This window comes from Streptomyces sp. NBC_01384 (genome assembly GCF_045040035.1).
Lineage (GTDB): Bacteria > Actinomycetota > Actinomycetes > Streptomycetales > Streptomycetaceae > Streptomyces.
Window position 1 is genome coordinate 3374575 of the sequence record NZ_CP109559.1, and the last position, 26686, is coordinate 3401260.

Consider the following 26686-nt stretch of genomic DNA (forward strand, 5'->3'; position numbering starts at 1 on the left):
GACCCACACCTCTGACTGAGTCAACCATCCATCCCCAGCCGATCATCCAGAGCCGACCATCCGGGGTTGATCATGACCATCCAGGACATCCGCTCCTTCAACCGCTTCTATACGAACGTCATCGGCGCCCTCGACTACGGCCGCCACCTCTACGCCCCGTACACCCTCACCGAGTCCCGCGTGCTGTACGAGCTCGCCCACTCCGCGCGCACCGACGCCGCCGACCTCCGCGCCGTACTGTCCCTGGACTCCGGGTACTTGAGCCGGATTCTCAACAAGTTCGAGCAGGACGGCCTGGTCGAGCGGGCACCCTCGGAGCGGGATCCGCGACGGCGCCGGATCACCCTCACGGCCCACGGCCGCCAGACCGCGGCCCTGCTGGACGAGCGGTCGCGGGAATCCGTCGGGGCGCTGCTGGCGACCGTTCCGGCCGAGGAGCGGCCCCGGCTCGCCGAGGCGATGCACACCGTGCGCACCCTGCTCTCCGAGGGCCGCCGTCCCCACCGCGAGGACGTCGCGCTGCGCGAGCCCGGCCCCGGTGACCTCGGCTGGATCGTGCAGCGCAACGCCGCGCTGTACGCCGCCGAGTACGGCTGGAACACCGATTACGAGGGCCTGGTCGCCCGGATCGTCGCCGACTTCGCCGAGGACCACGATCCGCATCTGGAGCGGGTGTGGATCGCCGAGCTCGACGGGCGGCCGGTGGGGTGCGTGATGTGCGTACGGGACGACGCGCCCGGGACCGCCCGGCTGCGCCTCCTGCTCGTCGAGCCGGACGCGCGCGGGCTGGGCATCGGCGACCGGCTGGTCGAGGCCGTCGTCGAGTTCGCCCGCGGAGTCGGCTACCGCGAACTCGTCCTGTGGACCAATGACGTACTGGCCGCCGCCCGCCGCATCTACCAGCGGCACGGCTTCGTCCTCGTCGCCGAGAAGCCGCACCGCTCCTTCGGCGCGGACCTCCTCGGCCAGGACTGGCGGCTCGACCTGCACAGCGCGGCGGAGTGACGGGTAGGGTCCCCAAGCATGAAGCTGGCCTTCTCCACGCTCGGCGTGCCCGGGCTCCCGATCCCCGACGTCGTACGACTCGCCGCCACGCACGGCTACCACGGAGTGGAGTTGCGCGCGCACCCCGAGGAGCCGGTGCATCCCGGCATCGGGGCGGCCGAACGGGCCGATGTGGTCGCCGAGTTCAAGGCGGGCGGCATCGAGATCCTGTGCCTCGCGGGGTATGCGCGGGTGGCGGCGCCGGGCGACGACGACGCCGTCATCGCCGAGATCGGCGAACTCCTCGACCTGGCCCGCGACCTGGGCGCCCCGTTCGTACGTGTCTTCCCGGGCGCGAGCCCCGAGCAGAGCGTCGAGGAGGCGGACGCGACGGCGGCGCGGCGGCTCGGCACGGCTGCGGAGTACGCCGCCGACCTTGGCGTACGCATCCTGCTGGAGACCCATGACTCGCACCGCACCGGCGCGGACGCGATCAGGATCCTGGGCCTGGTCGGCCACCATCACGTGGGCTCGCTGTGGGACGTCATGCACACCTGGCTCGGCGGCGAGGAGCCCCCGGCGACGTACGCGGCGCTGTGCACGTACCTCGGCTACCTCCAGGTCAAGGACATCGCCTCCGCCGAGGACACCACCCCGCTCCCCCTCGGCGCGGGCGTCCTGCCCCTCGCCGAGTGCGTGGAACTGCTCTCCCGGGAGGGCTGGGACGGCTGGCTGTGCTGGGAGTACGAGAAGCGCTGGTACGAGGGCGCCGCGCCGCTTCCGGAGCTGTTGGGGCCGGGCCGGGAGCATCTTGCCCGGCTGCTGAACGACTCGGCGTAGGGCCGGGGCGCACCTGGGGTCACATCGTCCGGGCCACCAACTCCACCTCGAACCCCAAAAAGCCGGTTCCCGGCACCGCGGTGGCGGTGCCGGGAACCGGCCGGTCGATCGCGGGACGCGTGGCGCTCAGGCCGCGTGCACGATGTCCTTCTCCTCGGCGAAGTGGCACGCCGACTCATGGGCCGCCGGCGAGTCCACGCCCATGAAGACCTCGGGCACCGCGAGGATCGGGACCTCCACGGAGCACTTGTCCTGGGCCTTCCAGCAGCGGGTGCGGAAGCTGCACCCGGACGGCGGGTTGGCCGGGGACGGCACGTCACCGGTCAGGATGATCCGCTCGCGGTGCTCACGGGCCTCCGGGTCCGGCACGGGCACGGCCGACAGCAGCGCCTGGGTGTAGGGGTGCGTCGGGTGGTCGTAGATCTGCTCGTCGGTGCCGATCTCGGCCATCTTGCCGAGGTACATCACGCCGACCCGGTCGGAGATGTGCCGGACGATCGACAGGTCGTGCGCGATGAAGAGGTAGGAGAGGTTGAACTCGTCCTGCAGCTTCTCCATCAGGTTGATGACCTGTGCCTGCACCGACACGTCGAGGGCCGACACCGGCTCGTCGCAGATGATGATCTCGGGGTTGAGCGCGAGACCACGGGCGATGCCGATGCGCTGCCGCTGACCGCCCGAGAACTGGTGCGGGTAGCGGTTGATGTACTCGGGGTTGAGACCGACCACGTCCAGCAGTTCCTGGACCTTGCGCCGCCGGTCGCCCTTCGGAGCCACCTCGGGGTGGATGTCGAAGGGCTCACCGATGATGTCGCCCACCGTCATACGGGGGTTGAGCGAGGTGTACGGGTCCTGGAAGACCATCTGGATGTTGCGGCGCACGGCCTTCAGGGCGCGTCCGGACAGCTTGGTGATGTCCTGGCCCTTGTAGAAGATCTCGCCCGCGGTGGCCCGCTCCAGGTGCATCAGCATCTTGGCCACGGTGGACTTGCCGCAGCCGGACTCGCCCACGATGCCCAGAGTCTCGCCCTGGTACAGGTCGAAGGAGATGCCGTCGACGGCCTTCACCGCACCGATCTGCCGCTTGAACAGGATGCCCTGGGTGAGCGGGAAGTGCTTCACCAGGTTGCGCACCTGCAGGATCGGCTCGCCGCGGTCCACCGGCGCCTCGATCGCGGCGACCGCCTCCGCCTCGGAGTGGGCGTCGACGACCTCCACCTCGGAGACGTTCGGGGTGGCCTCCTGCTCGTCGTTCTTGCTGAGCTCAGCCATGGATCGTCTCCTTCCAGAAGTGGCAGGCCGAACCGCGGCCGACCAGCTCGGTGCCGTCCTGCTCGCTCACCGGGAGCAGCGCCGGCACGTCGGTGCGGCAGATGTCCTGGGCCTTGGGGCAGCGCGGGTTGAAGGCGCAGCCGGTCGGAATGCGCAGCAGGTTGGGCGGCAGCCCCTTGATCGCGTACAGCTCCTGGCCCTTCTGGTCCAGGCGCGGGATCGAGTCCAGCAGACCCCGCGTGTACGGGTGCGCGGGGCGCTTGTACAGCTCGTGGACCGGGGCGCGCTCCACGATCCGGCCCGCGTACATCACGGCGATCTTGTCCGCGACGTCGGCGACCACGCCGAGGTCGTGGGTGATCAGGATCAGGCCCATGTTGTACTCGCGCTGCAGGTCCGCGAGCAGGTCCATGACCTGGGCCTGGACCGTCACGTCGAGCGCCGTGGTGGGCTCGTCCGCGATGATCAGGTCCGGCTCCAGGGCCAGCGCCATGGCGATCATGATGCGCTGGCGCATACCGCCGGAGAACTGGTGCGGGTAGTCGTTCACGCGGGCCGCGGAGGCCGGGATCTTCACCCGGTCCATCAGCTCGATCGCCTTGGCCTTGGCCTCCTTCTTGGAGAGGCCCTGGTGGACCCGGAACATCTCGCCGAGCTGGTAGCCGACGGTCAGGACCGGGTTGAGCGAGCTGAGCGCGTCCTGGAAGATCATGGCGATCTTCTGGCCGCGGATCTTGCGGCGCTCCTCGCCGGACATCTTGAGCATGTCCTGGCCGCGGAAGAGGATCTCGCCCTGCGGGATCTTCGCCGGCGGCATGTCGAGGATGCCCATGATCGCCTGCGCGGTCACGGACTTGCCGGAGCCGGACTCGCCGAGCACGGCGAGCGTCTCGCCCGCGCTGACGCTGTAGTTGACGCCGTTGACCGCCTTGGCCACGCCCTCGCGGGTGTGGAACTCGACGTGCAGGTCACGCACTTCGAGCAGCGGCCCGTCGTCGGTGCCGCCCTTACGCGGGGCGGGCACCGGGACGGAGTCTTCGATGATGGTCACGTACGCCTCCCTCAGCGCAGCTTCGGGTCGAGGGCGTTGCGGACGGCCTCACCGAGCATGATGAATGCCAGCACCGTGATGCTGAGCATGATCGACGGGTACAGCATGATGTGCTGCGCCACACGGATCTCGGCGCCGCCGTCCGAGATGTCGTTGCCCCAGGACACGCCGTTGAGGCCGAGTCCGAGGAAGGACAGGGTCGCCTCGGCGGAGATGTAGACGCCGAGCGAGATCGTGGAGACGACGATCACGGGGGCGAGGGTGTTCGGCAGGATGTGCCGGAACATGATCCGCGGGGTACTCGCGCCCAGGGCCTGGGCGGCGTGCACGTAGTCGGACTGCTTGGTGGTGATCACGGCGCCGCGCATCACGCGGGCGAGCTGCGTCCAGCCGAAGGCACCCAGGGCCGCGATGACGACCCAGATCGTGCGGTCCGGGAAGGAGGTCAGCACGACCATGGTGGCGAGCAGGAACGGGATGCCGAAGAACACGTCCGTCAGGCGCGACAGGATCGAGTCGACGATGCCGCCGAAGTAGCCGGCGATCATGCCCACCAGACCGCCCAGCAGCGTCACCACGAAGGTGGTGCCGAAGCCGACGGCCACGGAGGCCCGGGTGCCGTAGATGACACGGGCGTAGACGCTGCGGCCCTGCTGGTCGTAGCCCAGCCAGTCCGCGGAGAACACATGGCTCAGCTTCGGCTTCTGCAGGAAGTGCTTGGCCAGGTCGCCCTTGACCGGGTCGGTGTCGGTGAACACCCCCGGGAAGAAGGTGATCGTCAGCAGCAGCAGGATCAGCACCGCCGAGACGCCGAAGATCCAGCTGCGCCGGAGGTCGTTCCAGGCGTCGCCCCACAGGCTGCGGGACTTCTCCGGCTTGCCCGGCGTCGGGGAGAGTTCGTCGGCGACGATCGCGCGCACCGCGTCGACGGCGGAGGTGGACACAGGGCTGGTGATGTCAGGCATAGCGAATCCTCGGGTCCAGGACCGCGTACAGCAGGTCGACGAGCAGGCTGGCGAGGAGGTAGACCAGCACCAGGATGGTCACCAGGCCGACGAGCGTCGTGCCTTCGCGGCGCACGATGGACTGGTAGATCGTGCCGCCGACGCCCTGGATGTTGAACAGGCCCTCCGTGACGACGGCTCCGCCCATCAGCGCGCCGATGTCGGTGCCCAGGTAGGTGATCACGGGGATCAGCGAGTTGCGCATGAGGTGGACACCCACCACACGCCTCTTGGGCAGGCCCTTGGCGATGGCGGTACGGATGTAGTCGGCGCGCAGGTTCTCGGCGACCGACGTACGGGTGAGCCGGGTCACATAGGCCAGCGAGGCGGTCGCGAGGACGAACGCCGGCATCAGCAACTCGTTGTAGTTCGTGGAGTCGTTCACGTTCGGCGGCAGCCAGTTGAGCTGGAAGGCGAAGACGACCTTCAGGATGAAGCCGAGGACGAACACCGGGACCGAGATCAGCAGCAGCGAGACCAGCAGGATCGCGTTGTCCGCGAACCGCCCGGCGCGCATGCCCGCCCAGACGCCCAGGGCGATGCCCAGGACGACCTCGATGGCGAAGGACAGCGAGGCGAGGCGGAGGGTCACCGGGAACGCCTCACCGAGCACGTCCGTGACGGGGCGGCCGCTCGCGATCTGCGTGCCGAAGTCGAAGTGAAGGATCATGTCCTTCATGTAGTGGTAGTACTGCACCAGGATTGGCTGGTCCAGGCCGTACTGATGTCTCAGAGAGGCGATGACGGCGGGGCTGCCGCCCTTGTCGCCGAACAGGCCTCGCACGGGGTCGCCGGGCAGGGCGTAGACCATGAGAAAGATCAGCAGGGTTGTCCCGATGAAGACCGGGATCATCTGGAGCAGTCGTCGTGCGACGTAGCGCCCCATCGTGCCTCCATGTAGTTACTACGACGACAGCCGACGGGCCCTTTCCCCGCGCACCCCTGAACGATGCGCGTGGAAAGGGCCCCCCGGCCGCTGCCGTCCCCCCGGGTGCGGCGCACGATGCGGCGCGGCACCCGGGATCGCGGGCTGATTGCGGTTACTTCTTCTTGACCTCAACGCCGGTCAGGATCGGGTCGCCGGTCTGGGCGTACGCGACGCCGGTGACCTTGTCCGAGTAGCCCGCGTTGACCTTGTAGTACCAGAGCGGAATGCTCGGCATGTAGTTGACGAGCTCCTTCTCGATGTCCTGGTACTTCTTCTCCGAGTCCGCGAGCGAGCTGGCGGTGTCGGCGGCGGCGATCTCCGCGTCGATCGTCTTGTTCGAGAAGCCGCTCTGGTTGCCGTCCGACTTGCTGCCGTACAGGTCACGGATGAAGTTGGCGTTCATCGGGAAGTCGAGCACCCAGCCACTGCGGTACATGGACTTGACCTGGTGAGCGTCACGCGCGTTGAGGTCGGCCTGGAAGTCGGCCTTGGAGTCGCCCGCGCACTTGACGCCGGTGGCGTTGGTGATCGAGTTGCAGACCGCCTCCACCCACTCCTTGTGACCGCCGTCCGCGTTGTACTGGATGGTGATGGCGTTGCCCGGAACGCCGCCGCCGTCCTTGATGAGCTGCTTGGCCTTCGTCGGGTTGTACGTGAAGACGTCGCCGCCGGCGTTCGGCTCGTAGCCGAGGACACCCTTCGCGACCCAGCCGGTGGCGGGCTCACGGGTGCCCTGGAGCACCGTCTTGGTGATGGTGGCGCGGTCGATCGCCATCGACAGGCCCTGCAGGACCTTCGGGTTGATGTTCTTCCACTGCTTGGTGTAGAAGGCCGGCGCGATGGTCTGGATCGCCGAGTACGCCTTGTCCACCGCGCGGCTGCCGAGGTCGGACTTGTAGACCGGCAGGTCCTTCGGGGCGATCTGACGCAGGACGTCGACGTTGCCCGACTTCAGGTCCTCGTAGGCCGTTTCCAGGCTGGTGTAGTTCTTGAAGATCACACCGCCGTTCTTGGCCTTGTCCGGACCCTGGTAGCCGTCGAACTTGGCGACCTCGATCTGCTTCTTGTGCGACCAGCTGACGAACTTGTACGGGCCGTTGCCGATCGGGTGCTCGCCCGCGGCCTTCGGGTCCTTGTAGAAGGACTCGGGCAGCGGCGAGAAGACCTCGTAGCCGAGCTTGTAGACGTAGTAGGGGATCGCCTTGGAGAGCGTGATGGTGAAGGTGTTGTCGTCGACGACCTTCAGACCGGACATGGTCGTGGCCTTCGGCTTGCCCTTCGCCGGGGCGACGTCGTCGTAACCGGCGATGTCCGAGAACCAGAAGCTGTTGGTCTGCTTGTTCGCGGGGGCGGCGGCCCAGTTCCACGCCTTGACGTAGGAGTTGGCGGTCACCGGGGTGCCGTCGTGGAACTTCCAGCCGGCCTTCAGCTTGACCGTGTAGGTCTTGTTGTCCTTCGTGTCCACCGACTGGGCGTTCACGTTGACGATGTTGCCCTTTTCGTCGTAGCTCACGAGCTGCGAGAAGAGGGACTTGATGACGATGCTGCCGTTGGACTCCATGGTGTCGGCCGGCTGCAGCGGGTTCTGCGGCTCGCCCACCTCGACCGAGAACTTACCGGCCGGGTCGATGGCAGCCTTGCTGTCGCTGCCCTTGTCGCCACCGCCGCCACCACCACAGGCGGTCGCTCCCAGCGCCACAACCGCGGCTATCGCGACCCACTTGGCGCTCTTGGCACCGCGCATGGGTTCCTCCTCATGAGTCCATTGGTTCACCGCAAAAGGGAGCACTAGACACGTTGCCGACACTTGGGACGGAGAAAGTGCTGGTGCCCCCCGGCTCGCGAGCCGACGCCACCTGAAGGCGCATGACCCGTTTGTACCGAGCTCTACGCGCCTAACTATCTGCCATGGGCCAGGGCCCGACCACACTCACAAGGTCTCGGTTCGATCACACCTGCCGCCTACTTCTTCCAAAATCCGGACAAAGGGTTTGCAGAAAGATCCCTGCGAAACGGACTTGTTACACACCTATCGGTCTCGACTGTCCGCATTGCGGACGCATGGGGCGAGAAAAGGGGTTGCGGCTATCGTGGCCGTCATGCAGGGGCGCCGTCGGCATGCCCACCCGCCCCGGGCTCGCGGGAACGGTTTCCCATCTTCCGGCCAACAGCCGTGTGCGGCAGGGCCGTTCGATGTCGAGCGCGTACGTCCCTGACGGCGCGACCACGACGCCACGACGCGCCGTGCGGCCGAGACCCACGTGGATGCAGGGTAGTGCGAATCGGCCAACTTGGAGGGCTGCTCCTCCGTAATAGAGGGTTATCCCTACCCTCCCTTTGCTGCCGCTCCATACCACCGCGCGCCGGCGTCAATGCGCACCGCGCGCCCCAACGCAATCGGGCACCCCGCGAATGCGAGGTGCCCGAATGTGCTGCGGAACGGCCGAGGTCAGCCGTTCTTGGCCCGGCTCGCGGCGCGGGCGCGCTCACGGCCGTCCAGGTTGACCTTGCGGATGCGGACGGACTCCGGAGTCACCTCGACGCACTCGTCGTCACGGCAGAACTCCAGGGACTGCTCCAGCGAGAGCTTGCGCGGCGGGACGATCGCCTCGAACGAGTCGGCCGAGGACGACCGCATGTTCGTGAGCTTCTTCTCCTTGGTGATGTTCACGTCCATGTCGTCGGCGCGCGAGTTCTCGCCGACGATCATGCCCTCGTACACCTCGGTGCCGGGGTCGGTGAACAGCACACCGCGCTCCTGCAGGTTCGTCATCGCGAACGCGGTGACGGCGCCGGCGCGGTCGGCGACCAGCGAACCGTTGTTGCGGGTCGCCAGCACGCCGAACCAGGGCTCGTGACCCTCGTGGATGGAGTGGGCGATGCCGGTGCCACGGGTGCCGGTCAGGAACTCCGTACGGAAGCCGATGAGACCGCGGGACGGGACGACGAACTCCATGCGGACCCAGCCGGAGCCGTGGTTGGACATGTTGTCCATCCGGCCCTTGCGGACGCCCATGAGCTGCGTGACCGCGCCCATGTGCTCCTCGGGGACGTCGATCGTCATGCGCTCGACGGGCTCGTGGACCTTGCCGTCGATCTCCTGGGTGACGACCTGCGGCTTGCCGATGGTCAGCTCGAAGCCCTCGCGGCGCATCTGCTCGACCAGGATGGCGAGCGCGAGCTCGCCACGGCCCTGGACCTCCCACGCGTCCGGACGCTCGGTGTCGAGCACGCGGAGGGAGACGTTACCGACCAGCTCGCGGTCGAGGCGGTCCTTGACCTGGCGGGCGGTGACCTTGCGGTCCTTGTCCTTGACCGCGGCCTTGGCGTCCGCGCCCTTGCCCGTGCCACCACGGCCGACCAGCGGCGAGGTGTTCGTACCGATCGTCATCGAGATCGCCGGCTCGTCGACCGTGATCAGCGGCAGCGCGATCGGGTTCTCCGGGTCGGCCAGGGTCTCGCCGATCATGATGTCCGGGATACCGGCGACGGCGCAGATGTCACCGGGCCCTGCCACCTCGGCGGGCTTGCGGGTGAGCGCCTCGGTCATCAGCAGCTCGGTGATGCGCACGTTGGACATCGTGCCGTCGCGCTTGATCCACGTGACGGTCTGGCCCTTGCGCAGCTCGCCCTGCTCGACGCGGAGCAGCGCGATACGGCCGAGGAAGTTGTCGGCGTCCAGGTTGGTGACGTGTGCCTGGAGCGGGGCGGACTCGTCGTAGGACGGGGCCGGGACCGACTCCAGGATCGTGGAGAAGAACGGCTCCAGGCTGTCGCTGTCCTGCGGGACCGTGCCGTCCTCGGGCTTGGTCAGGGAGGCGACGCCGTCACGTGCACACGCGTAGACGATCGGGAACTCGATCTGGTCCTCGTCGGCGTCCAGGTCGAGGAAGAGGTCGTACGCCTCGTTCACGACCTCGTCGATGCGCGAGTCGGGGCGGTCCGTCTTGTTGATGCACAGGATGACGGGCAGGCGGGCCTGCAGCGCCTTGCGCAGCACGAAGCGGGTCTGGGGCAGCGGGCCCTCGGAGGCGTCGACGAGGAGAACGACCGCGTCCACCATCGACAGACCGCGCTCGACCTCGCCACCGAAGTCGGCGTGGCCCGGGGTGTCGATGATGTTGATCGTGATGGCCTCGCCGCCATCCTTGGGGTGGTACTTCACGGCCGTGTTCTTGGCCAGGATCGTGATGCCCTTCTCACGCTCCAGGTCGTTCGAGTCCATCATGCGGTCGTCGAGCGACTCGGCGGCGTGCGCGGCGAAGGCACCGGCCTGCTTGAGCATGGCGTCGACCAGGGTGGTCTTGCCGTGGTCGACGTGGGCGACGATGGCGACGTTGCGGATGTCGTGGCGCGTGGCCATATTGAGGCGCTTCTCCCGGAGTGAGTGGACGGCCTGCGCGAACATCAGTGCTACGCGGACCCTGCCGGGCTGGACACGCCACGGCCTTACCCCATGGTACGTGGCCTTGACGGGGACGGCCTCCGCGGGACCGTGCGGCGGCCTCGCGGAAGGCTTCCGGCACCGGTCAGGCGGCCTTCGCCGCGACGGAGTCCGCGCCGCAGGAAATACGGGCGGCTGCACGAGCCGTCTTGTTGCCGGTGCGCGTTCTCCGCCGATTCTCCGGCCCTTCCGGTCGGATCAGCCCCCGCTCGACGGGCTCACCGAAGGCCGCACCCCCTTCTTCAGATAGCCCATGTCCTCGTAAACCGGCGTCTGGAAGCCGAAGGCGCCGGCGTTGGCGAGGTTCGAGCGGGTGGCGGTGAGCTGGGGGCGCTGGTAGAGGGGAATCGATCCGGCGGCGGCCCAGATGCGGGCGTCGGCCTTGCGGACCAGGGAGCGCGACTCGTCCTCGTCCAGCGTGGCGATGGCCTCGTCGAAGAGCTGGTCGACCTGGTCGGTGCCGACCCGGGTGTAGTTCTGCTCGACGGTGAGGGAGCCGTCGGCGGCCGGGACCGGCTTCGCGTAGATCGGGCGGGCGTCGGTGGCCGGGAACGCGGAGGCGGGCCAGGAGTACAGCGCCAGGTCGTACTGGCCCGAGGCGATGTGGTCCCTGAAGTAGCTGTCGTCCGGGACCCTGGACATCTCCGTACGGATGCCGATGCGCTCCAGCATCCGCGAGATGCGGTCGGCGACGGTGCGCAGCGACTGCGAGCCGGGGCCCGAGGGCAGTACGAAGCGCAGCGTCAGCGGCTTGCCGTCCTTGGCGAGCGCACCGGCCGCGGCGCCCGCCGGGGCGGCCGTTCCCTTGGGGGCGTACGCGCCCGGCTCCCCGCCCTGCCGGTTGTCCTTGGGGGCGTACTCCTTGCCGTCGAGGTGCTTGCCGGCCTGCTCGTCCGCGTGCTGCTTCTGGCGCTGGTCGTGCTGCTCGGAGTGGTCCTTCGGGTCCTTCTTCTCCCTGTCGGCCGCGGCCTTCTCCCTGTCGTCCGCGGCCTTCTCCCTGTGCGCCTCGGCCCTCTTCCTGTCGGCCGCGCCGGGCTTGTCGTCCTCGCCGACGATGTACGTTCCGCCGTCGGAGGTGGCACCGGAGGTGGCGTCCGCCTTCTTGCCCTCGGGCCCGGCCGCCTTGCCCTTCTTCCTCTCCTGCTGCTCCTTCACCGGTCCCCCGGACACCCACCCGGCGTCCGCCAGCAGCGCCTGCGCCTCCTTGGTGTCCTGGCCGCCGAGCGAGCCGCTGTTGTCGGCGTACGCCGGCTGGCCGGCGAGCGCGAGGTGGCTGCCGACCGGGACGGCGGGCAGGCCCAGCGGCCCCAGGACGGCCTTGGCGAGTGCGCCGCGGTCGAGGGCGCGGGCGACGGCGCGGCGGACGCGCTCATCGGCGAGCGGGCCCTCGGAGCCGTTCAGGGCGAGCTGGGTGTAGGCGGGCTCGAGGGACTTGCGGACCACGAAGTCACGCAGGGCCACCTGCTGGCGGGCGTACGTCGCGAGCGCCTCGCGCTGCTTCTCGCGGGCCCGGAGCTCGTCCCGCGCGGCCTTCGGGTCGGAGCCGTGCGCCACGGCCCAGGAGCGCAGCGCCTTGGCGGGGGTGGTCGTGGCGCCCGGCCCCCGCAGAGGAGCGCTCCCCTTGTCGCGGGCGGCGAGCGTGATCCGTTCCGCATCTTCGGGGTCGATCTCGGCCATGTCGACCTTGTCGGCGACGAGGGCGTCGGCCCGCTTGTCGCGCGGGACGGCGACCAGCGCGATCTCGGAGAGCTTGGTGGGGCGGCCCCACCAGCGCGGGTTGCGGGTGAGGACGACCTCGCCGTCCTTGCGGTCGACCTTCTGCAGGGCGAAGGGTCCGGCGGTGACGTTGAGCTTGCGTCGCGCGCCGTCGTTGAAGGAGTCCGCGGTACCCATCACATCCTTCGGATACAGCGGCGTGAACAGCGACTTCCAGTCGGCGTAGGGACGGCTGAAGGTGACGCGGACCTCCAGGTCGTTCTTGCCGCGCTCGATGTTCTCGATGCGGTCGTAGCCGGCGTTGCGGGCCGTCCAGTACGCGCTGTCCTTGCCGGACAGGGCGCGCCACTGGGCGGCGAAGTCGGCGGCGCCGATCTCGCGGCCGTCGCTCCAGACCGCCTGCTGGTTGAGCTTGTAGAGCACGACCTGCTTGGGCTCATCCTCGACGATCTTGGCCGATTCGAGGTAGTCGGGGTTGAGCTGGGGGCGACCGTTCGGGTCGAGGCGGTACAGGGAGGGCAGCACGACGCCGGCGACCCGGGAGGTCGCGGCGTCGGCGTCGGCCTGGAAGGTGTTGAGGGTCTCCGGCACCGCGTCCACGGCCCAGCGCAGGGTGCCGCCGTCCGCGATCAGGTTGCGGGTCGCGGGCGCGATGTCCTGCGCCGCGGCGGGCTTGAGCACCTCCTCCTGCTCGCTGCACGCGGCGAGAGCGGGTACCGCGAGCGCGCCTGCGGTGAGGAACGCGACCGAGCGCATCACCGCGCGCAGTCCGACGCCGTCGTGGGACATCACTGCAACCTCCGGGACAAGCCGCTCCGTGGGTGAACAAGGGGTCTGATCACATTTGGCGGTATATTTACCGATATATGGAGCTGATCAGATCTACGGACCCACTGAAGAGGAAAGGGTTCGCCTGCCGGTGACGACACGCGAGGAGCAAGAGCAAGCGCACCCGTGCGGCGCAACGCCGGCCGACTCAATTCAGCCCGTCCGGTGCTTGCGGACGAGGTCGTTCAGGCCGAAGCGGGGGCCTGGGGGCGCACCCCCAGGGGACGGCGCCCCCAGCGCGCGCCCGCCAATTGGTGCACGTCCCTTCACACCGGCAGGTGTGACGCGCAACACTCGCAGGCGCATGAACGTTGCCACCCAGGGCCCCGACGGCCCACGGAAGTGAGGTCACGTCATGTCCGTGCAAGACGACCTGATGTCAGTACAGCGCTGCCTCGACGACCTGAACCGGTCAGTGGGCCGCCTGGAACAGGAGATCGGCAGCGGCGGGCTCGAAATGCGCCGCGTCCGTGCCGACGCCGACCATCTGCGCGAGAGCGTCGAACTGCTGCGTGAGACGGCCCCCCGCCGCACCTCGCCGCGGAGCCCCGATCTCGTGCCCATCCCCGACACCCCGTACGACAAGGCTTTGTGGACGGACTCGGACGACGAGGGTCTCGGCGCCCGCGACCGGCACGCCCCCTGACCCGACCCCGACCGGAGCTCCCCCTTGACCACTGGTACCGAACCCGATCTGAACAGCGGCGGCGTACAGACCGGTACGCGCGCCGCGATCTCCGCCCCGCATCTGCGGACCGACCGCTGGTGGCTGGCACCCGCCGCCACCGCGGCCGGGCTGCTGGCCTTCGTGGTGTATTCGACCTGGCGGGCCTTCGCGGACTCGCACTACTACTCCGCGCCGTACGTCTCGCCGTTCTACTCGCCCTGTCTGGCACAGCGGTGCCTGACCATGCACGCGGGGCCGAACGCGGACCTCTTCGGGAGCTGGTGGGCCATCTCCCCGGCGATCATCATCCTGATCTTCCCGCTCGGCTTCCGGCTGACCTGCTACTACTACCGCAAGGCCTACTATCGCGGCTTCTGGATGTCGCCCCCGGCCTGCGCGGTGGCGGAGCCGCACAAGAAGTACACCGGTGAGACCCGCTTCCCGCTGATCCTGCAGAACGTCCACCGGTACTTCTTCTACGCGGCGCTCCTCGTGGCGGGCGTCCTCACGTACGACACCGTGCTCTCCTTCCGCGACGAGCACTACCGCTGGGGCCACATGGGTCTGGGCACCGTGGTCTTCCTGGTGAACATCGCGCTGATCTGGGCCTACACCATCTCCTGCCACTCCTGCCGCCATATCGTCGGCGGCAAGCTCAAGCACTTCTCCAAACATCCCGTGCGCTACCGGGCGTGGCAGTTCGTCGGGAAGCTGAACGCCCGTCACATGCTGCTCGCCTGGGCGTCGCTGGTGAGCGTGGCGCTCACCGACTTCTACGTGTATCTGGTCGCGTCCGGCGTCTTCGACGATCCGCGCTTCTTCTAGCTGAGTGGGGCCTTCTGATGTCCGTGGTCGATCGGCAGGAGTGGGACGTCGTCGTGGTCGGTGCCGGCGGCGCCGGACTGCGCGCCGCCATCGAGGCGCGCGAGCGTGGCGCCCGTACGGCCGTGATCTGCAAGTCGCTGTTCGGCAAGGCGCACACGGTGATGGCCGAGGGCGGCATCGCGGCGGCGATGGCCAACGTCAACCCCCACGACAACTGGCAGGTCCACTTCCGCGACACCATGCGGGGCGGGAAGTTCCTCAACCAGTGGCGGATGGCCGAACTGCACGCGCGCGAAGCCCCCGACCGTGTCTGGGAGCTGGAGACCTGGGGCGCGCTCTTCGACCGTACGAAGGACGGGCGGATCTCGCAGCGCAACTTCGGCGGCCATGAGTACCCGCGGCTCGCGCACGTCGGCGACCGGACCGGGCTCGAACTGATCCGGACCCTCCAGCAGAAGATCGTGTCGCTCCAGCAGGAGGACATGAAGGAGACCGGTGACTACGAGAGCCGGCTGAAGGTGTACCAGGAGTGCACCGTCACGCGCGTGCTGAAGGACGGCGAGCGAGGCGAGACGGGGGTCCCACCGGCCGAAGGCCGGGGGAGGGTCTCCGGGGTGTTCTGCTACGAGCGCGAGTCCGGGCGCTTCTTCGTGCTCGAAGCGCCCTCCGTCGTCATCGCCACCGGCGGCATCGGCAAGTCCTTCAAGGTGACGTCGAACTCGTGGGAGTACACGGGCGACGGGCACGCCCTCGCGCTGCTCGCCGGAGCGCCGCTGCTCAACATGGAGTTCGTGCAGTTCCATCCGACGGGCATGGTCTGGCCGCCCTCGGTGAAGGGCATCCTGGTCACCGAGTCGGTGCGCGGTGACGGCGGAGTGCTCAGGAACTCCGACGGCAAGCGGTTCATGTTCGACTACATCCCGGACGTCTTCAAGGAGAAGTACGCGCAGTCCGAGGAGGAGGGCGACCGCTGGTACGACGACCCGGACCACAACCGGCGTCCCCCCGAACTCCTCCCCCGCGACGAGGTCGCCCGCGCCATCAACGCCGAGGTGAAGGCCGGTCGCGGGTCGCCGCACGGCGGTGTCTTCCTGGATGTCTCGACGCGCATGCCCGCCGAGGTCATCCGGCGCCGACTGCCCTCCATGTACCACCAGTTCAAGGAGCTCGCGGACGTCGACATCACGGCGGAGGCGATGGAGGTCGGGCCCACCTGCCACTACGTCATGGGGGGCATCGCCGTCGACTCGGACACGGCGGCGACCCGCGGCGTACCCGGTCTGTTCGCCGCCGGTGAGGTCGCGGGCGGGATGCACGGCTCCAACCGGCTCGGCGGCAACTCGCTCTCCGACCTGCTGGTCTTCGGACGGCGGGCGGGGCTGCACGCCGCCGAGTACGCCGCCGGCCTCGCCGGGGACCGCCCGACCGTGGACGACGTCCAGGTCGACACGGCGGCGGCCGAGGCGCTGCGGCCCTTCTCGGCGGAGGGTCCGGAGCCCGGCGAGCAGAACGGTCGGCCGCCCGAGAACCCGTACACCCTCCACCAGGAACTCCAGCAGACCATGAACGACCTGGTCGGCATCATCCGCCGCGAGGGAGAGATGGAACAGGCCCTGGAGAAGCTCGCCGAGCTGCGAGTACGGGCGCGGCGGGCGGGCGTCGAGGGCCACCGGCAGTTCAACCCCGGCTGGCATCTCGCCCTCGACCTGCGCAACATGCTCCTGGTCAGTGAATGCGTGGCCCGCGCCGCCCTGGAGCGCACGGAGTCGCGCGGCGGCCACACCCGTGAGGACCACCCGACGATGGAGCGGTCCTGGCGCCGGATCAACCTCCTGTGCCAACTCACCGATCCCACGGGCGGACTGGCGGCGACCGACCCCGTGCACGGCCAGATCGACCTCGGCCGCGAGACCACCGAACCCATTCGCCCCGACCTGCTCGCCCTCTTCGAGAAGGAGGAGCTGGTCAAGTACCTCGCCGAAGAGGAGCTCTACGAGTGAGCAGCTACGAGGCCCGCTTCAAGGTGTGGCGCGGGGATGTGCGGGGCGGCGGCCTGGAGGACTTCGCGGTCGAGGTCAACGACGGCGAGGTGGTGCTGGACATCATCCACCGGCTCCAGGCGACCCAGGCCCCGGATCTCGCCGTCCGCTGGAACTGCAAGGCGGGCAAGTGCGGTTCGTGCTCGGCGGAGATCAACGGCCGCCCCCGGCTGATGTGCATGACCCGTATGTCGGTGTTCACCCGCGAGGAGACGATCACCGTCACACCGCTGCGCGCCTTCCCGGTCGTACGGGATCTCGTCACGGACGTCGGCTTCAACTACGCCAAGGCACGCCAGGTCCCCGCCTTCGTACCCCCCGCCGGTCTCGGCCCCGGCGAGTACCGGATGCAGCAGGAGGACGTGGACCGCTCGCAGGAGTTCCGCAAGTGCATCGAGTGCTTCCTGTGCCAGGACACCTGCCATGTCGTGCGCGACCACGAGGAGAACAAGCCGGCGTTCGCGGGCCCGCGCTTCCTCATGCGCGTCGCCGAACTGGACATGCACCCGCTGGACGCCGCCGCCGACACCGGCCTGGACCGCAAGCGCACCGCCCAGGACGAACACGGCCTCGGCTACTGCAACATCACCAAGTGCTGCACGGAGGTCTGTCCCGAGGGCATCAAGATCACGGACAACGCCCTGATCCCGTTGAAGGAACGCGCGGTCGACCGCAAGTACGACCCGCTGGTGTGGCTGGGGTCGAAGATCAGGAAGCGGGATTCGTCGTCGTAGGAGCGGCGGGGCCGCGGCGGCGGTCGCGGGTCGCCCGGTACATCAGGGCGACCCGTGGTGAGGGTGCCCCGGACCCCGGGTCGGCGCACCCCGGTCGCGGCCGCACGCAAGCGGTCATACGCTCCCAAATGTGACGTCGCCCCTGAGCCGAAGCCGGTCGCGCCGAGCCGCGTCCCCCACAGCCCTGCGGGTGGCACATGCCGCGCTCGGAGGGCTGGCGGCGGCGGGGTGGCTGGGGCTGCCCGTCGTGCGGGCGGGTGCCGAAGCGGTGGCGGCTCCGCCGAGGCAGGGCGGGACGTCCACCGTTGACCTCGTCATACCCCTCGTCACGGTGGTCGTCGCGGGAGCGCTGGCGGCGTACACGTACACACGGCGAATACGGCGCGCGCGGACGCGTACGACACCCGGTGGGGGCGTCACGCGCACGGTGCCGTTCGCCGAACTCGATCGGCGCTCGCGGCGGTCGCTCATCGAGATCGACGACTGTGTGCGTACCAGCGCCGAGGAACTCGGCTGGGCCGCGGCCCGGTTCGGGGAGGAGGCCGTCGGGGCGTACGCGCAGGCGCTGGCGTACGCGCGCTCCGAACTGTCCGTGGCCTTCCGGCTGCGGCAGCGACTGGACGACACCGTCCCGGACGACGACCTCGTGAGGCGGCAGCTGCTGGAGGAGATCGGCGCGCGGTGCGCGGAGGCGGGGCGGCGGCTGGACACGGAGGCGGCCGGGTTCGACCTGCTGCGCGCCCTGGAGCGGACCCTGCCTGCCGCGCTGGAGCTGGCGGAAGCCCGTTTCCGGGAGCTCGCCGGGCGCACCCCGGCCGCGGAGGCGACGCTCGCCGAGCTCCACGAGCGGTACGCGCCCTCCGCGTCCCTGCCGGTCGCGGGCCATGTCGAACAGGCCAAGGACCGGCTCGTGTTCGCCACCACCCACCTCAACCAGGCCCGGCAGTCCCTCGACCGGGGCGAGGGCGCGAAGGCGACGGCGTATCTGCGGGCCGCCGAGGGGGCGGTCGACCAGGCGGGCCTGTTCGTGGCCGGTGTCGACCGGCTGGCATCCGAACTCGCCGCCGCGGTGGACCGGTTGCCCGGCGCCCTGGACGACACGGAGACCGGGCTCGCGACGGCCCGCGCTCTGCCGGGCGTCGGTGCGTCGCCCGGCCGGATCGCGCATGCCGCGGCGATCGTCGCGGACGTACGGCGGGAGATGAGGGATGTAGGAGATACGGGAGACATAGGGGATACGGCCGGCGGCAGCCGCCCGTACGACCCTCTCGACGCTCTCCGACGTGTCACCGAGGCCGCAGTGGGCCTGGCCGAGGCCCATGTCCCCCTCGGCCTCGCCCTCCTCGACCGTGCCCTGCTCCCGGCCCGCAGCGCCGTCGCCCTCGGCTCGGACTTCGTCACCACGCACCGGGGGGCGGTGGGCAGCGAGGCCCGGACGCGGCTGGCGGAGGCGGAGCGCCATCTCGCGCTCACGCCGCTCGCCCTCGCCGACGTCCGGCGGGCCGACGCGCTCGCCCGGGACGCGGAACAGCTTGCGGAGCGGGACGTACGGGCGTACGGGAATCCGTACGCCGGGCCCGAGGGTGCCGGTGCCGGAGTCGGCGGTGCGGTGCTCGGCGGGATCCTGCTGGGGGACGCGCCCGGGGGCCCGGCGGCGGGGTTCGGTGGGCCCAGGACTCGGGGGCGTAGTGGGGCTGCGACGGGTAAGCCCTGAACGGCCTCGTCCTCAAACGCCGGACGGGCTGGATGATGCGGACCTGCACCCCGTAAGGGGCGCGGGAAACTGTGCGATCAACCCCCGTCCAGCCGCAGCCGAACAAGCCCCCGGACCGCAGGGTCAGAACAGGCTCAGTAGCGCCTCCGCCGGGTCCGTGAGGGTCGTTCCGGCGTCTGGGAGCGGGAGTTCGAACCAGACCGTCTTGCCGCGCGGCGTACGCCGTGAGCCCCAGGCGGCGGAGAGCAGGCCGACGAGTTGCAGACCCCGGCCACCCTCGTCCGTGTCGCGGGCGCGACGGCGGCGCGGCTGGACGAGGCCCGCGTCCCAGACCTCGCAGACAAGGGTCCGGTCGAGCAGCAGCCGCAGCCGGATCTCGCCCTCGCCGTAGCGCAGGGCGTTGGTGACGAGTTCACTGACGAGGAGCTCGGTGGTGTCGATGAGCGGTTCCAGGTCCCAGGCGGTCAGCTGGGTGCGCGCGTACTCGCGGGCCCGGCCCACACTGCGCGGCTCGCGCGGCAGCGTCCAGTCGCCGACGGAATCGGCGGGCAGCCCCTGAACACGCGCCATCAGCAGGGCGATGTCGTCCTCGCCGTGATGGGTGTCGAGGGTGTTGAGGACGTGGTCGCAGACGTCCTCCAGGGGGCGGGAGGGGTCGGTGAGCGCGCCGACGAAGGCTTGCAGGCCCTCGTCGAGGGGGTGGTCGCGGGATTCGACCAGTCCATCCGTGTAGAGAGCGAGAAGGGCGCCTTCGGGTAGTTCGACCTCCACCTCCTCGAAGGGCTCGCCGCCCACCCCGAGGGGCATGCCGGGGGGCACGTCGAGCATCAGCGCGCTCTCGCCCGGTTCGACCAGCACCGGCGGCAGATGGCCCGCGTTGGCGAAGGTGCAGCGGCGGGTCACGGAGTCGTACACCGCGTACACGCACGTCGCCAGATACACCTCGGAGAGGTCGGCGTCGCGGGGCTGGCGGGCGGCACGGGTGGCCTGCTGGACGCCGCCGGGGGTGCCGAGGCCGCGGGCGATCTCGTCCAGCGCCGAGAGCACCTCGGCGGGTTCGAGGTCGAGGAGGGCCAGGGTGCGGACCGCGGTGCGGAGTTCACCCATGGCGACCGCCGCGCGCAGGCCGCGGCCCATGACGTCGCCGACGACCAACGCCGTGCGGTGACCGGGGAGTTCGATGACGTCGAACCAGTCGCCGCCGACCTCGGTGGCCGCGTTGCCGGGCAGGTAGCGACACGCGATGTCCAGACCGGAGGCCTCCGGGTCGCCCGGCGGGAGGAGCGAGCGCTGCAGGATCAGCGCGCGTTCGTGCTCGCGGCGGTACAGGCGGGCGTTGTCGATGCAGACCGCGGCGCGCGCCGCGAGCTCCACCGCGAGCGCCCGGTCGCGTTCGCCGAACGGCTCGCTGCCCTTCGTACGGGAGAACTGGGCGAGGCCGACCACCGTGTCGTGGGCGACCATCGGCACGGCCAGCGTGGACTGGATGAGCCCGCCGTCCTCGGCGGGGACGTGCTGCGGGCGGGCGGTGCGCAGGGCGTCCGCGCAGGTCGAGTTGAACGGGTAGTGGTGGACCGCGCCCACGGCCACCGGTGCCGGTCCGCCGACGAACGGCGCGTCGGACACGGCGCTGGCGAAGGCGACCCGGCGCAGCTCCGCGCTGCCGTCGGCGAGCGCCCGCGGGGTCTCGTCGCCCGCCAGCAGGCCCTGGTAGAGGTCGACGGTCGCGAGGTCGCAGAAACCGGGCACGACGACGTCGAGGAGTTCGCGTGCGGTGGTCTCCAGGTCGAGGGAGTTGCCGATACGGGCGCCCGCCTCGTTCAGAAGGGCGAGATTGCGCCGCGCGGCAGCCGCTTCCCGGGCCGCGGCACGCCGGCTGGTGATGTCGGTTCCAAGCCAGGCGACGCCGATGGGGCGGCCGGTGCCGCTGTGTACGCGGTAGAGGTTGATCGACCAGTGGCGGCGTTCGTCGGAGCCGGGGACGAAGCCGGTGACGTGCATGTCCGTGATGGAGTTGCCGGTTTCCAGGACGCGGCGCAGTGTCGCGGCGACCCGCTCGGCCTCGGAGCGGGGCAGATAGTCGTGGACCGTACGGCCGCGGTGGCCCTCCACGTTTCCGCCGAACACCGAGGCGAACCGCTTGTTGACGCGCCGGACCCGTAGATCCGTGTCGATCAGGAGGAAGCCGAACGGAGATTGACCGAAAATCGACTGCGAGGCGGCGAGGTCCGTCTCGATGCTGCGGAGGGTCCGGACGTCCACAACGATGCATACGGCGGCCCGCTCGCCGTCCTCCGTCGTGGTGGGCATCACATAGACCTCGGCGAGGCCCTCGGCGCCCCGCTCGCCGTCCGCCGCGTCCTCGGGGGCCGGCATCCTGAAGGGGACCACACCGGTCCACTCACGGCCGTCCAGGATCTCCGCCATCTTGCGCTGGCCGCGCTCGCGCTGGTCGGGTTCGAAGAACGCCTCGATGGGGTCCATGCCCAGGGCGCGTTGCGCGGATATCCCGAAGAGCTGCTCGGCACGCAGACTCCACTGGTCGACGAGGCCGTCGGCGCCGATGGAGAACGAGGCGACCTTGATGTAGTCGTAGATCGAACCGGGCGGACTGCTCTGCCACATCGCGTCACCCACCGGTTCACCAGTCAACTCACCCACCGGTTCACCCGTCGACTCGCTCACCGGGTCACCCATCGGCTCGCTCACTGGTTCACCCGTCGGCTCGCTCACCGGGCCGCCCATCGGCTCGGGCCTCGCGTCGCCCCGTGGCCTGGCCGTCGGGCCGGTTCTCGCGTCGCCCGGCTGCGCGGTCATGGCATCGCGCCTCGCCCCGCCCGTCGCCCCGGCCACGGCGGAATCGCCCGTGGCCTCCGCCCTCGCGCCGTCCGACGGGTCCTCGGACTCCGTGGCCTTCGCTGGTATCTCGCTCACGCGAACCGTCCCCTCCAGCTCACCGCGTCCGGCACCGGTCACCGGGGGCGGCTGCCCGCAGTATCCAGCACTACGGCGCCGCACAACACGGTGTTCACGATCACAGCACGGTCCCGATGGTTTTTGGACCGGTCGCGCCATACTCCCAGTCTTCTAACCAGGTGGCGCCCCGTCGAATCACAGACTCCGGACAACACCGGTGGCCTGAACCAATCGGTTGCCCCGCCCCCTGCCCGACGGACCCTCAGGTGAGCAGCCGACGCACCCTCAGCCGGGCACCGCCAGCTCGAACCACACCGTCTTGCCGGCGCTCCCGGGCCGGGTACCCCACCGCCGGGACGAACCGGCCACGAGTTGCAGCCCCCGCCCACTCTCGTCGTCGGCGTCGGCGGCCCGCTCACGGGGCGGGTCGGGCAGCGGGTCGGACACCTCCACCAGGAGGGCGCCGGGCACCCCGACGGGTCTGACCAGACGGACCCCGATGGGGCCGGTGGCATACCGCAGGGAGTTGGTCACCAGCTCACTGACCAGCAACGCGGTCACATCACCGAGGGAATCCAGCTCCCAGGTGCGCAGCTGGCCCCGGACGACGGCGCGGGCGCTGCGAACGGCACCCGGATCCGCGGGAAAGCTCCACTCGGCGCAGTCGCCATCAGTGTCGATCACGCCGATCACTTCCCAGGCCAGGAACCCGCCCATGTCCGGTTTCATGGGGTTAATGGGCACATACCCGATATCCGGGATGCTTTACCGCACACGTAGGTGCACTGTGGCACGAACGGCGTACGGGACCCCGAACCGCGGACACGCCTCACGCTCGCTCGCTCCCTGACGCCACACGCGCCAAATCGCACACCGGCGCCTGCGTCGGCGCCGGCACCACGATGATCGCCGCCTCGTTCCTCGTGATCGCCGCGACTGCCGCCGGGACCGTGCGCTGAAGTGTTTCAGCGAGAGAAGCGAGAGAAGCGAGAGGTACGGCCGGCCGGCCGTACCACCAGGCGTGCGCCCAGGCATGGGCCAAGCGGCGCGTGCGCCCCGGTCAGGCGCCGGTGTCCCACCCCTGCAACACGGCCTTCACGGCGGGGACGTCCTGGTCCAGCCAGTCCACGTCCCAGATCTCGTCCGGGGTCAGCCAGCGCAGTTGGTCGTGATCCTCGAGGGGCTCGGGCTCCCCCGAACCGGGGAGCAGCCGCGCGGTCCACACCTGGAGGACGTACGGCATCCGCAGTGGCCACTCGCCCGGGACACGCCCGACGGGCTCCGCCGCGACGCCGAGTTCCTCGCGCAGTTCGCGTACGAGGGCGGCTTCGGGAGCCTCGCCCGGCTCGAGCTTGCCGCCTGGCAGCTCCCAGCGGCCGGCCAGCTCGGGGGGTGCGCTGCGGCGCGCGGCGAGGAGGCGTCCGCCGTGGAGCAGTGCGCCGCCGACCACCACGGTCCTTTCGTCCATGAGCCGGAGCCTACGGCAGGGGACGGAGCGCGGCGGACCACCGGCCCAGTGCGAGGTGGACGCACAACCTCCGGCAGCGCGGATCATCCGCCGGAGGCAAGTCCCCTCACTCAGGCCCTCGCCCAGACCCTCGCTCAGCCGTCACTCGGGCCCTCGCTCAGACCTTCACTTGGCTCCGTTCTGCCCGATCCGCTCCACCCAGTAGAGCTGCTTGTGGCCGCGGTCGTCGAGGCTGTCGGCGATCTTCTGGGCCTCGGCCCGGGTCGCGTACCTGCCGACGCGGTAGCGATTGCCGTTGTCGTCCTGTCGTATGACGAGCCAGGGAAGAGTGATCGTGCCGTCGTTCATCGAGCCCTTCCACCTCCCGCCCCCGGCTCGCGCCGTACTCCACGCTCTAAGGAAACCGCAATCCGCATATGCCCGAGCCTACGCCTAACCTTCACGCAGCGAATACGCCTTTTCACAAAGAGGTACGCAACCAGCCAAGACGGAGGGGGCGCACGCCTCCGAACGCGCCGTCGGCCGCCGCTCGCGCGCCCTTCAGGCAGCGCGAACTCCGCTCCGAGCAGGGCCTTTGAGAAAGGCCAGATTCCAACCGACGTCCTGAGCGGGTCACTTGGCGGTCGGCGCGCCCCCGCCTCTGCGCATGTCCACACCCGCGGACGTCGACAGCCCGCGAACGCCTACGCCTACTTCACCGGCAGGTGATACGCGATGCGATACCGGTCCGCCGGCAGGACGACGTCGGCCGTCTCGACCGGACGGCCCGAGGCGAAGTACGTCCGCTGGATGACCAGGACCACGTGCCCTGGGACGCCGCCCAGTGCGAGGAGTTCCTCGGCGAGGCCGGGGCGGGCGCCCACTTCCTCCGTGACGTTGTCCACGATCACGTCGATGGCCGCCATCCGTTCGACGACACCCATGCCGCCGAGCGGGCCCTCCTCGGGGAGCATCACCGGCGTACGGCCCGTGACGGCGAGGGGTTCCCAGGACGTGGAGAGCATCATGGCCTCGCCTCCGTCCCGGAACACATAGTTCGTGCACATCACACGGTCGCCGGGCCGGATGGCCAGCCGCTCCGCGATCGCGCCGCTCGCCTCGGCCTGCTCACTGTGCGACTCCCAGGTGCCGCGCGCGGCCAGGTCGGCCTGCTCCTGACGGAACGGGGTGGCACCACTGTCCGGGCGATACCCGGAGCGGGCCACCCGGCGCGGCACCGGCCGCTCCCGCACATACGTCCCCGAGCCGGAGCGGCCCTCGACCAGACCTTCGGCCATCAGCACCTTGCGCGCCTCCAGCGCGACCGTGTCCGAGACCCCGTACTCCGCGCGGATTCTGGCCTGGGAGGGGAGGCGGGTGTGCGGTGGCAGCGAGCCGTCGACGATCTTCTTGCGGAGATCACCCGCGACGCGCAGGTACGCCGGCTGCTCACCGAAAGTCACTGGCCGCTCCCATCAGATTGTACAGACAGCGACAGCCTGGCAACCGTGGGTTGTGTCACGCAAGTGGGGGCCAGAGAATCACTCGATGTGATTACTTATGGCTGTCGGGGGCTTTACCCAGGCACTTTCTCCCCGGTACAGCCGCCGTCACACCTCAGCGCCCGTGCCGTCTCCTCCGTCACCCTGGTTGCCACCGCCCCCGTCGGACGACGGCGGGGTGGTGGCAAGGCCCAGAACCTTGCGTGCGGTGACCGTCCGCCGGGGGTCGATGAGCTTCAGGCCCTTCTCGTAGTGGGCGTAGAAGGTGTCCGCGTCCTCGGCTGCCGCCGCCTTCGTCCACTCCTTCCGCGACGCCTCGATGTCGTCGACGAGGACGGCGATGGGCTTCTCGGCGGCGGGGAACCAGCCGTGGCCGCGCAGCAGACGGGCCTGGTCGTCGAGCGCGACGGACACCCTGGTCGCCCACTCCTTGTGCCCCGGCAGGTCGTCCTCGACGTACCCCTTCTCCGGCGCCGAGTCCATCGCCTCGTTGAGTACGACCGCGGCCTGCAGATACGCGAACTGGTGCGCGTTCAGGGTGAAGTCGTCCTTGCGCAGCGAACCCTTCAGACCGCTCTTCTCGTCCGTGTTCCCGAACATGCAGGTGATCGAGCGGTCGCCGCCGCTCCAGCTGTCCCGGGTCGGCGTGAAGTAGTACACGTCGACGTTGTCCGGAACGGCCCAGGCGTCCATCGCGTACGCGTCCTGGAGCGCGTAGCACTTGCTGTCGGCGGCGTCGACGACCTTGCTGTCGCCCGGGTAGCTCCCACCGCTCATCTTGAAGTCGGCGAACACCTCGGCGTCGTGCCTCCCGGCGCACGGCACCTTGTCGACGTCGTACGCCAGACCCTCCAGCGAGCCGCCCGGTGCGTCGAAGCAGTCGCCCTTCTTGAGCGTGAACGCCGTCCCCGCCGAGTCGCCCGCCCCGTCCTTGAAGCCGTCCCAGAAGTCGCGCGCGCCGCCGGTGGCGAGGGCCAGCGCGAACAGCGCGATACCGAGCGAGGACATCACCATGCCGCCCACCGCCAGCCCCTTGCCCCGCTCGCCCCGCTTCCTGATCTGCGCGAGCGCGACGATCCCGAGGACCAGCCCGACGGCGGGCAGGAAGCAGAGGACGCCGAGCACGAGCGCGGCGATCGCGAGCCCGTTGACGGGCGCGGGACGGTTGTACGGGGAGTAACCCTGCCCCCAGACCTGATACGGCCCCGACGCCTCGTACGGCGCCTGATACGGCCCTTGGTACGGCCCTTGGTGCGGCCCCTGTGGATACGGAGGCGGGAACGGGCCATCGGGCTGCTGGGGCCCGGGCGGCGGGGGTATGGCCACGGGTTACCTTGCTCCTCATTCCAGGCGGGGTCGGTCGTACGGGGATCGAGTGCGGAAATTGAGTACGGAACTGTCGTGCGGCGGTCGTATGTTCGTCGCACGGCGGGGCGCACGGCTGGGCGCATCGTAAGCGGGGCAGGGGCGGGGGCGGAATGCGGAGCACGAACGCGACAATCAGGGCGGTCAACGGGCTGACCTCCCGATGGGCCGGGGCGGCGCCCACCGGGACGGTGTTCTCGGCGGCCGGGGTGTGGCCGCTGCTCGGGTTCCTCGCGGACGGGGCCGGGGGCGCGGCGCGGGCGGAACTGGCGGAGGCGGTGGGGGTGCCGGCGGAGCACGCGGCCTTCGCGGCACGCGAGTTGCTGGACGCCATGGCGGGGATACGCGGGCTGGACTCCGCGCTCGGGCTGTGGACCAAACGGACACTGGAACTGCGCGAGGCGATCTTC

At 69.8% G+C, this 26686-nt stretch carries 20 protein-coding genes and 1 pseudogene; 8 read left to right on the forward strand and 13 right to left on the reverse strand.

Annotated elements, in window-relative coordinates:
* The first annotated feature begins 72 nt into the window (after nucleotides 1-72).
* Both OG747_RS15335 and OG747_RS15340 read left to right on the forward strand, forming a co-directional pair.
* The gene (locus OG747_RS15335) at nucleotides 73-1005 is read left to right on the forward strand and encodes a GNAT family N-acetyltransferase (protein ID WP_405879886.1); all 933 of its coding nucleotides are present in this window, start codon (nucleotides 73-75) and stop codon (nucleotides 1003-1005) included.
* Nucleotides 1006-1023: 18 nt separating this feature from the next.
* On the forward strand, nucleotides 1024-1824 hold the full coding sequence (locus OG747_RS15340; RefSeq protein ID WP_405879887.1) for a sugar phosphate isomerase/epimerase family protein: 801 nt from the start codon (nucleotides 1024-1026) through the stop codon (nucleotides 1822-1824).
* Nucleotides 1825-1950: 126 nt separating this feature from the next.
* Here the strand turns inward: OG747_RS15340 and OG747_RS15345 are convergent, their stop codons facing one another.
* From OG747_RS15345 to OG747_RS15375, 7 genes are all read right to left on the reverse strand, one after another.
* Nucleotides 1951-3096 carry an ABC transporter ATP-binding protein gene (locus OG747_RS15345; RefSeq protein ID WP_405879888.1) on the reverse strand — a complete coding sequence of 382 codons (1146 nt, stop codon included), beginning with the start codon at nucleotides 3094-3096 and terminating at the stop codon, nucleotides 1951-1953.
* On the reverse strand, nucleotides 3089-4147 hold the full coding sequence (locus tag OG747_RS15350; protein WP_405879889.1) for an ABC transporter ATP-binding protein: 1059 nt from the start codon (nucleotides 4145-4147) through the stop codon (nucleotides 3089-3091). Before OG747_RS15350 ends, OG747_RS15345 begins: the two co-directional genes overlap by 8 nt.
* 11 nt (nucleotides 4148-4158) lie before the next feature.
* Nucleotides 4159-5112, reverse strand: coding sequence for an ABC transporter permease (locus OG747_RS15355; protein ID WP_405879891.1), 954 nt, complete (start codon nucleotides 5110-5112; stop codon nucleotides 4159-4161).
* On the reverse strand, nucleotides 5105-6037 hold the full coding sequence (locus OG747_RS15360; RefSeq protein ID WP_405879892.1) for an ABC transporter permease: 933 nt from the start codon (nucleotides 6035-6037) through the stop codon (nucleotides 5105-5107). Before OG747_RS15360 ends, OG747_RS15355 begins: the two co-directional genes overlap by 8 nt.
* A gap of 154 nt (nucleotides 6038-6191) precedes the next feature.
* Nucleotides 6192-7823, reverse strand: coding sequence for an ABC transporter substrate-binding protein (locus OG747_RS15365; protein WP_405879893.1), 1632 nt, complete (start codon nucleotides 7821-7823; stop codon nucleotides 6192-6194).
* Between the two features lie 705 nt (nucleotides 7824-8528).
* Entirely contained in the window at nucleotides 8529-10442 is a 1914-nt protein-coding gene (gene typA, locus OG747_RS15370; RefSeq protein ID WP_405879895.1) for a translational GTPase TypA, read from the reverse strand.
* 279 nt (nucleotides 10443-10721) lie between these two features.
* The gene (locus OG747_RS15375; RefSeq protein ID WP_405879896.1) at nucleotides 10722-13028 is read right to left on the reverse strand and encodes an ABC transporter substrate-binding protein; all 2307 of its coding nucleotides are present in this window, start codon (nucleotides 13026-13028) and stop codon (nucleotides 10722-10724) included.
* A 394-nt stretch (nucleotides 13029-13422) separates the two neighbouring features.
* Here OG747_RS15375 and OG747_RS15380 point away from each other — a divergent pair, with 394 nt between their 5' ends.
* From OG747_RS15380 to OG747_RS15400, 5 genes are all read left to right on the forward strand, one after another.
* Nucleotides 13423-13713, forward strand: a complete 291-nt coding sequence (locus tag OG747_RS15380; RefSeq protein WP_405879897.1) for a hypothetical protein — start codon at nucleotides 13423-13425, stop codon at nucleotides 13711-13713.
* A gap of 24 nt (nucleotides 13714-13737) precedes the next feature.
* Entirely contained in the window at nucleotides 13738-14559 is an 822-nt protein-coding gene (locus tag OG747_RS15385; protein WP_405879898.1) for a hypothetical protein, read from the forward strand.
* Nucleotides 14560-14576: 17 nt separating this feature from the next.
* Entirely contained in the window at nucleotides 14577-16559 is a 1983-nt protein-coding gene (locus OG747_RS15390; protein WP_405879899.1) for a fumarate reductase/succinate dehydrogenase flavoprotein subunit, read from the forward strand.
* Nucleotides 16556-17332 carry a succinate dehydrogenase/fumarate reductase iron-sulfur subunit gene (locus OG747_RS15395; RefSeq protein WP_405879900.1) on the forward strand — a complete coding sequence of 259 codons (777 nt, stop codon included), beginning with the start codon at nucleotides 16556-16558 and terminating at the stop codon, nucleotides 17330-17332. The genes OG747_RS15390 and OG747_RS15395 overlap by 4 nt, the downstream gene beginning before the upstream one ends.
* 130 nt (nucleotides 17333-17462) lie before the next feature.
* Nucleotides 17463-19046 (forward strand): hypothetical protein, encoded by a 1584-nt coding sequence (locus OG747_RS15400; protein ID WP_405879901.1) that lies wholly within the window; start codon nucleotides 17463-17465, stop codon nucleotides 19044-19046.
* A gap of 123 nt (nucleotides 19047-19169) precedes the next feature.
* On the opposite strand, the gene OG747_RS15405 is transcribed toward OG747_RS15400, so the two are convergent.
* The 6 genes from OG747_RS15405 to OG747_RS15430 form a co-directional block, all read right to left on the reverse strand.
* Nucleotides 19170-21980 carry a SpoIIE family protein phosphatase gene (locus tag OG747_RS15405; protein ID WP_405879902.1) on the reverse strand — a complete coding sequence of 937 codons (2811 nt, stop codon included), beginning with the start codon at nucleotides 21978-21980 and terminating at the stop codon, nucleotides 19170-19172.
* A 267-nt stretch (nucleotides 21981-22247) separates the two neighbouring features.
* Entirely contained in the window at nucleotides 22248-22691 is a 444-nt protein-coding gene (locus OG747_RS15410; protein WP_405879903.1) for an ATP-binding protein, read from the reverse strand.
* A 331-nt stretch (nucleotides 22692-23022) separates the two neighbouring features.
* Nucleotides 23023-23430, reverse strand: coding sequence for a (deoxy)nucleoside triphosphate pyrophosphohydrolase (locus tag OG747_RS15415; RefSeq protein WP_405879904.1), 408 nt, complete (start codon nucleotides 23428-23430; stop codon nucleotides 23023-23025).
* Nucleotides 23431-23595: 165 nt separating this feature from the next.
* Nucleotides 23596-23778, reverse strand: a complete 183-nt coding sequence (locus OG747_RS15420) for an SPOR domain-containing protein (RefSeq protein ID WP_151479001.1) — start codon at nucleotides 23776-23778, stop codon at nucleotides 23596-23598.
* Nucleotides 23779-24119: 341 nt separating this feature from the next.
* The gene (locus OG747_RS15425) at nucleotides 24120-24872 is read right to left on the reverse strand and encodes a GntR family transcriptional regulator (protein WP_405879905.1); all 753 of its coding nucleotides are present in this window, start codon (nucleotides 24870-24872) and stop codon (nucleotides 24120-24122) included.
* Between the two features lie 147 nt (nucleotides 24873-25019).
* Nucleotides 25020-26237, reverse strand: a complete 1218-nt coding sequence (locus tag OG747_RS15430; RefSeq protein ID WP_405879906.1) for a DUF4190 domain-containing protein — start codon at nucleotides 26235-26237, stop codon at nucleotides 25020-25022.
* A 152-nt stretch (nucleotides 26238-26389) separates the two neighbouring features.
* Here OG747_RS15430 and OG747_RS15435 point away from each other — a divergent pair.
* A pseudogene (locus OG747_RS15435) lies at nucleotides 26390-26677 on the forward strand (proteinase inhibitor I4 serpin); the annotation flags it as partial.
* Nucleotides 26678-26686 lie beyond the last annotated feature (9 nt).

What these genes read in the sequence shown, in the direction of transcription:
- OG747_RS15360 (WP_405879892.1), bottom strand. Translation starts at nt 6,037, where the DNA reads ATGGGGCGCTACGTCGCACGACGACTGCTCCAGATGATCCCGGTCTTC.
- OG747_RS15410 (WP_405879903.1), bottom strand. Translation starts at nt 22,691, where the DNA reads ATGAAACCGGACATGGGCGGGTTCCTGGCCTGGGAAGTGATCGGCGTG.
- typA (WP_405879895.1), bottom strand. Translation starts at nt 10,442, where the DNA reads ATGGCCACGCGCCACGACATCCGCAACGTCGCCATCGTCGCCCACGTC.
- OG747_RS15335 (WP_405879886.1), top strand. Translation starts at nt 73, where the DNA reads ATGACCATCCAGGACATCCGCTCCTTCAACCGCTTCTATACGAACGTC.
- OG747_RS15375 (WP_405879896.1), bottom strand. Translation starts at nt 13,028, where the DNA reads ATGTCCCACGACGGCGTCGGACTGCGCGCGGTGATGCGCTCGGTCGCG.
- OG747_RS15380 (WP_405879897.1), top strand. Translation starts at nt 13,423, where the DNA reads ATGTCCGTGCAAGACGACCTGATGTCAGTACAGCGCTGCCTCGACGAC.
- OG747_RS15390 (WP_405879899.1), top strand. Translation starts at nt 14,577, where the DNA reads ATGTCCGTGGTCGATCGGCAGGAGTGGGACGTCGTCGTGGTCGGTGCC.
- OG747_RS15340 (WP_405879887.1), top strand. Translation starts at nt 1,024, where the DNA reads ATGAAGCTGGCCTTCTCCACGCTCGGCGTGCCCGGGCTCCCGATCCCC.
- OG747_RS15365 (WP_405879893.1), bottom strand. Translation starts at nt 7,823, where the DNA reads ATGCGCGGTGCCAAGAGCGCCAAGTGGGTCGCGATAGCCGCGGTTGTG.
- OG747_RS15345 (WP_405879888.1), bottom strand. Translation starts at nt 3,096, where the DNA reads ATGGCTGAGCTCAGCAAGAACGACGAGCAGGAGGCCACCCCGAACGTC.
- OG747_RS15355 (WP_405879891.1), bottom strand. Translation starts at nt 5,112, where the DNA reads ATGCCTGACATCACCAGCCCTGTGTCCACCTCCGCCGTCGACGCGGTG.
- OG747_RS15415 (WP_405879904.1), bottom strand. Translation starts at nt 23,430, where the DNA reads ATGGACGAAAGGACCGTGGTGGTCGGCGGCGCACTGCTCCACGGCGGA.
- OG747_RS15420 (WP_151479001.1), bottom strand. Translation starts at nt 23,778, where the DNA reads ATGAACGACGGCACGATCACTCTTCCCTGGCTCGTCATACGACAGGAC.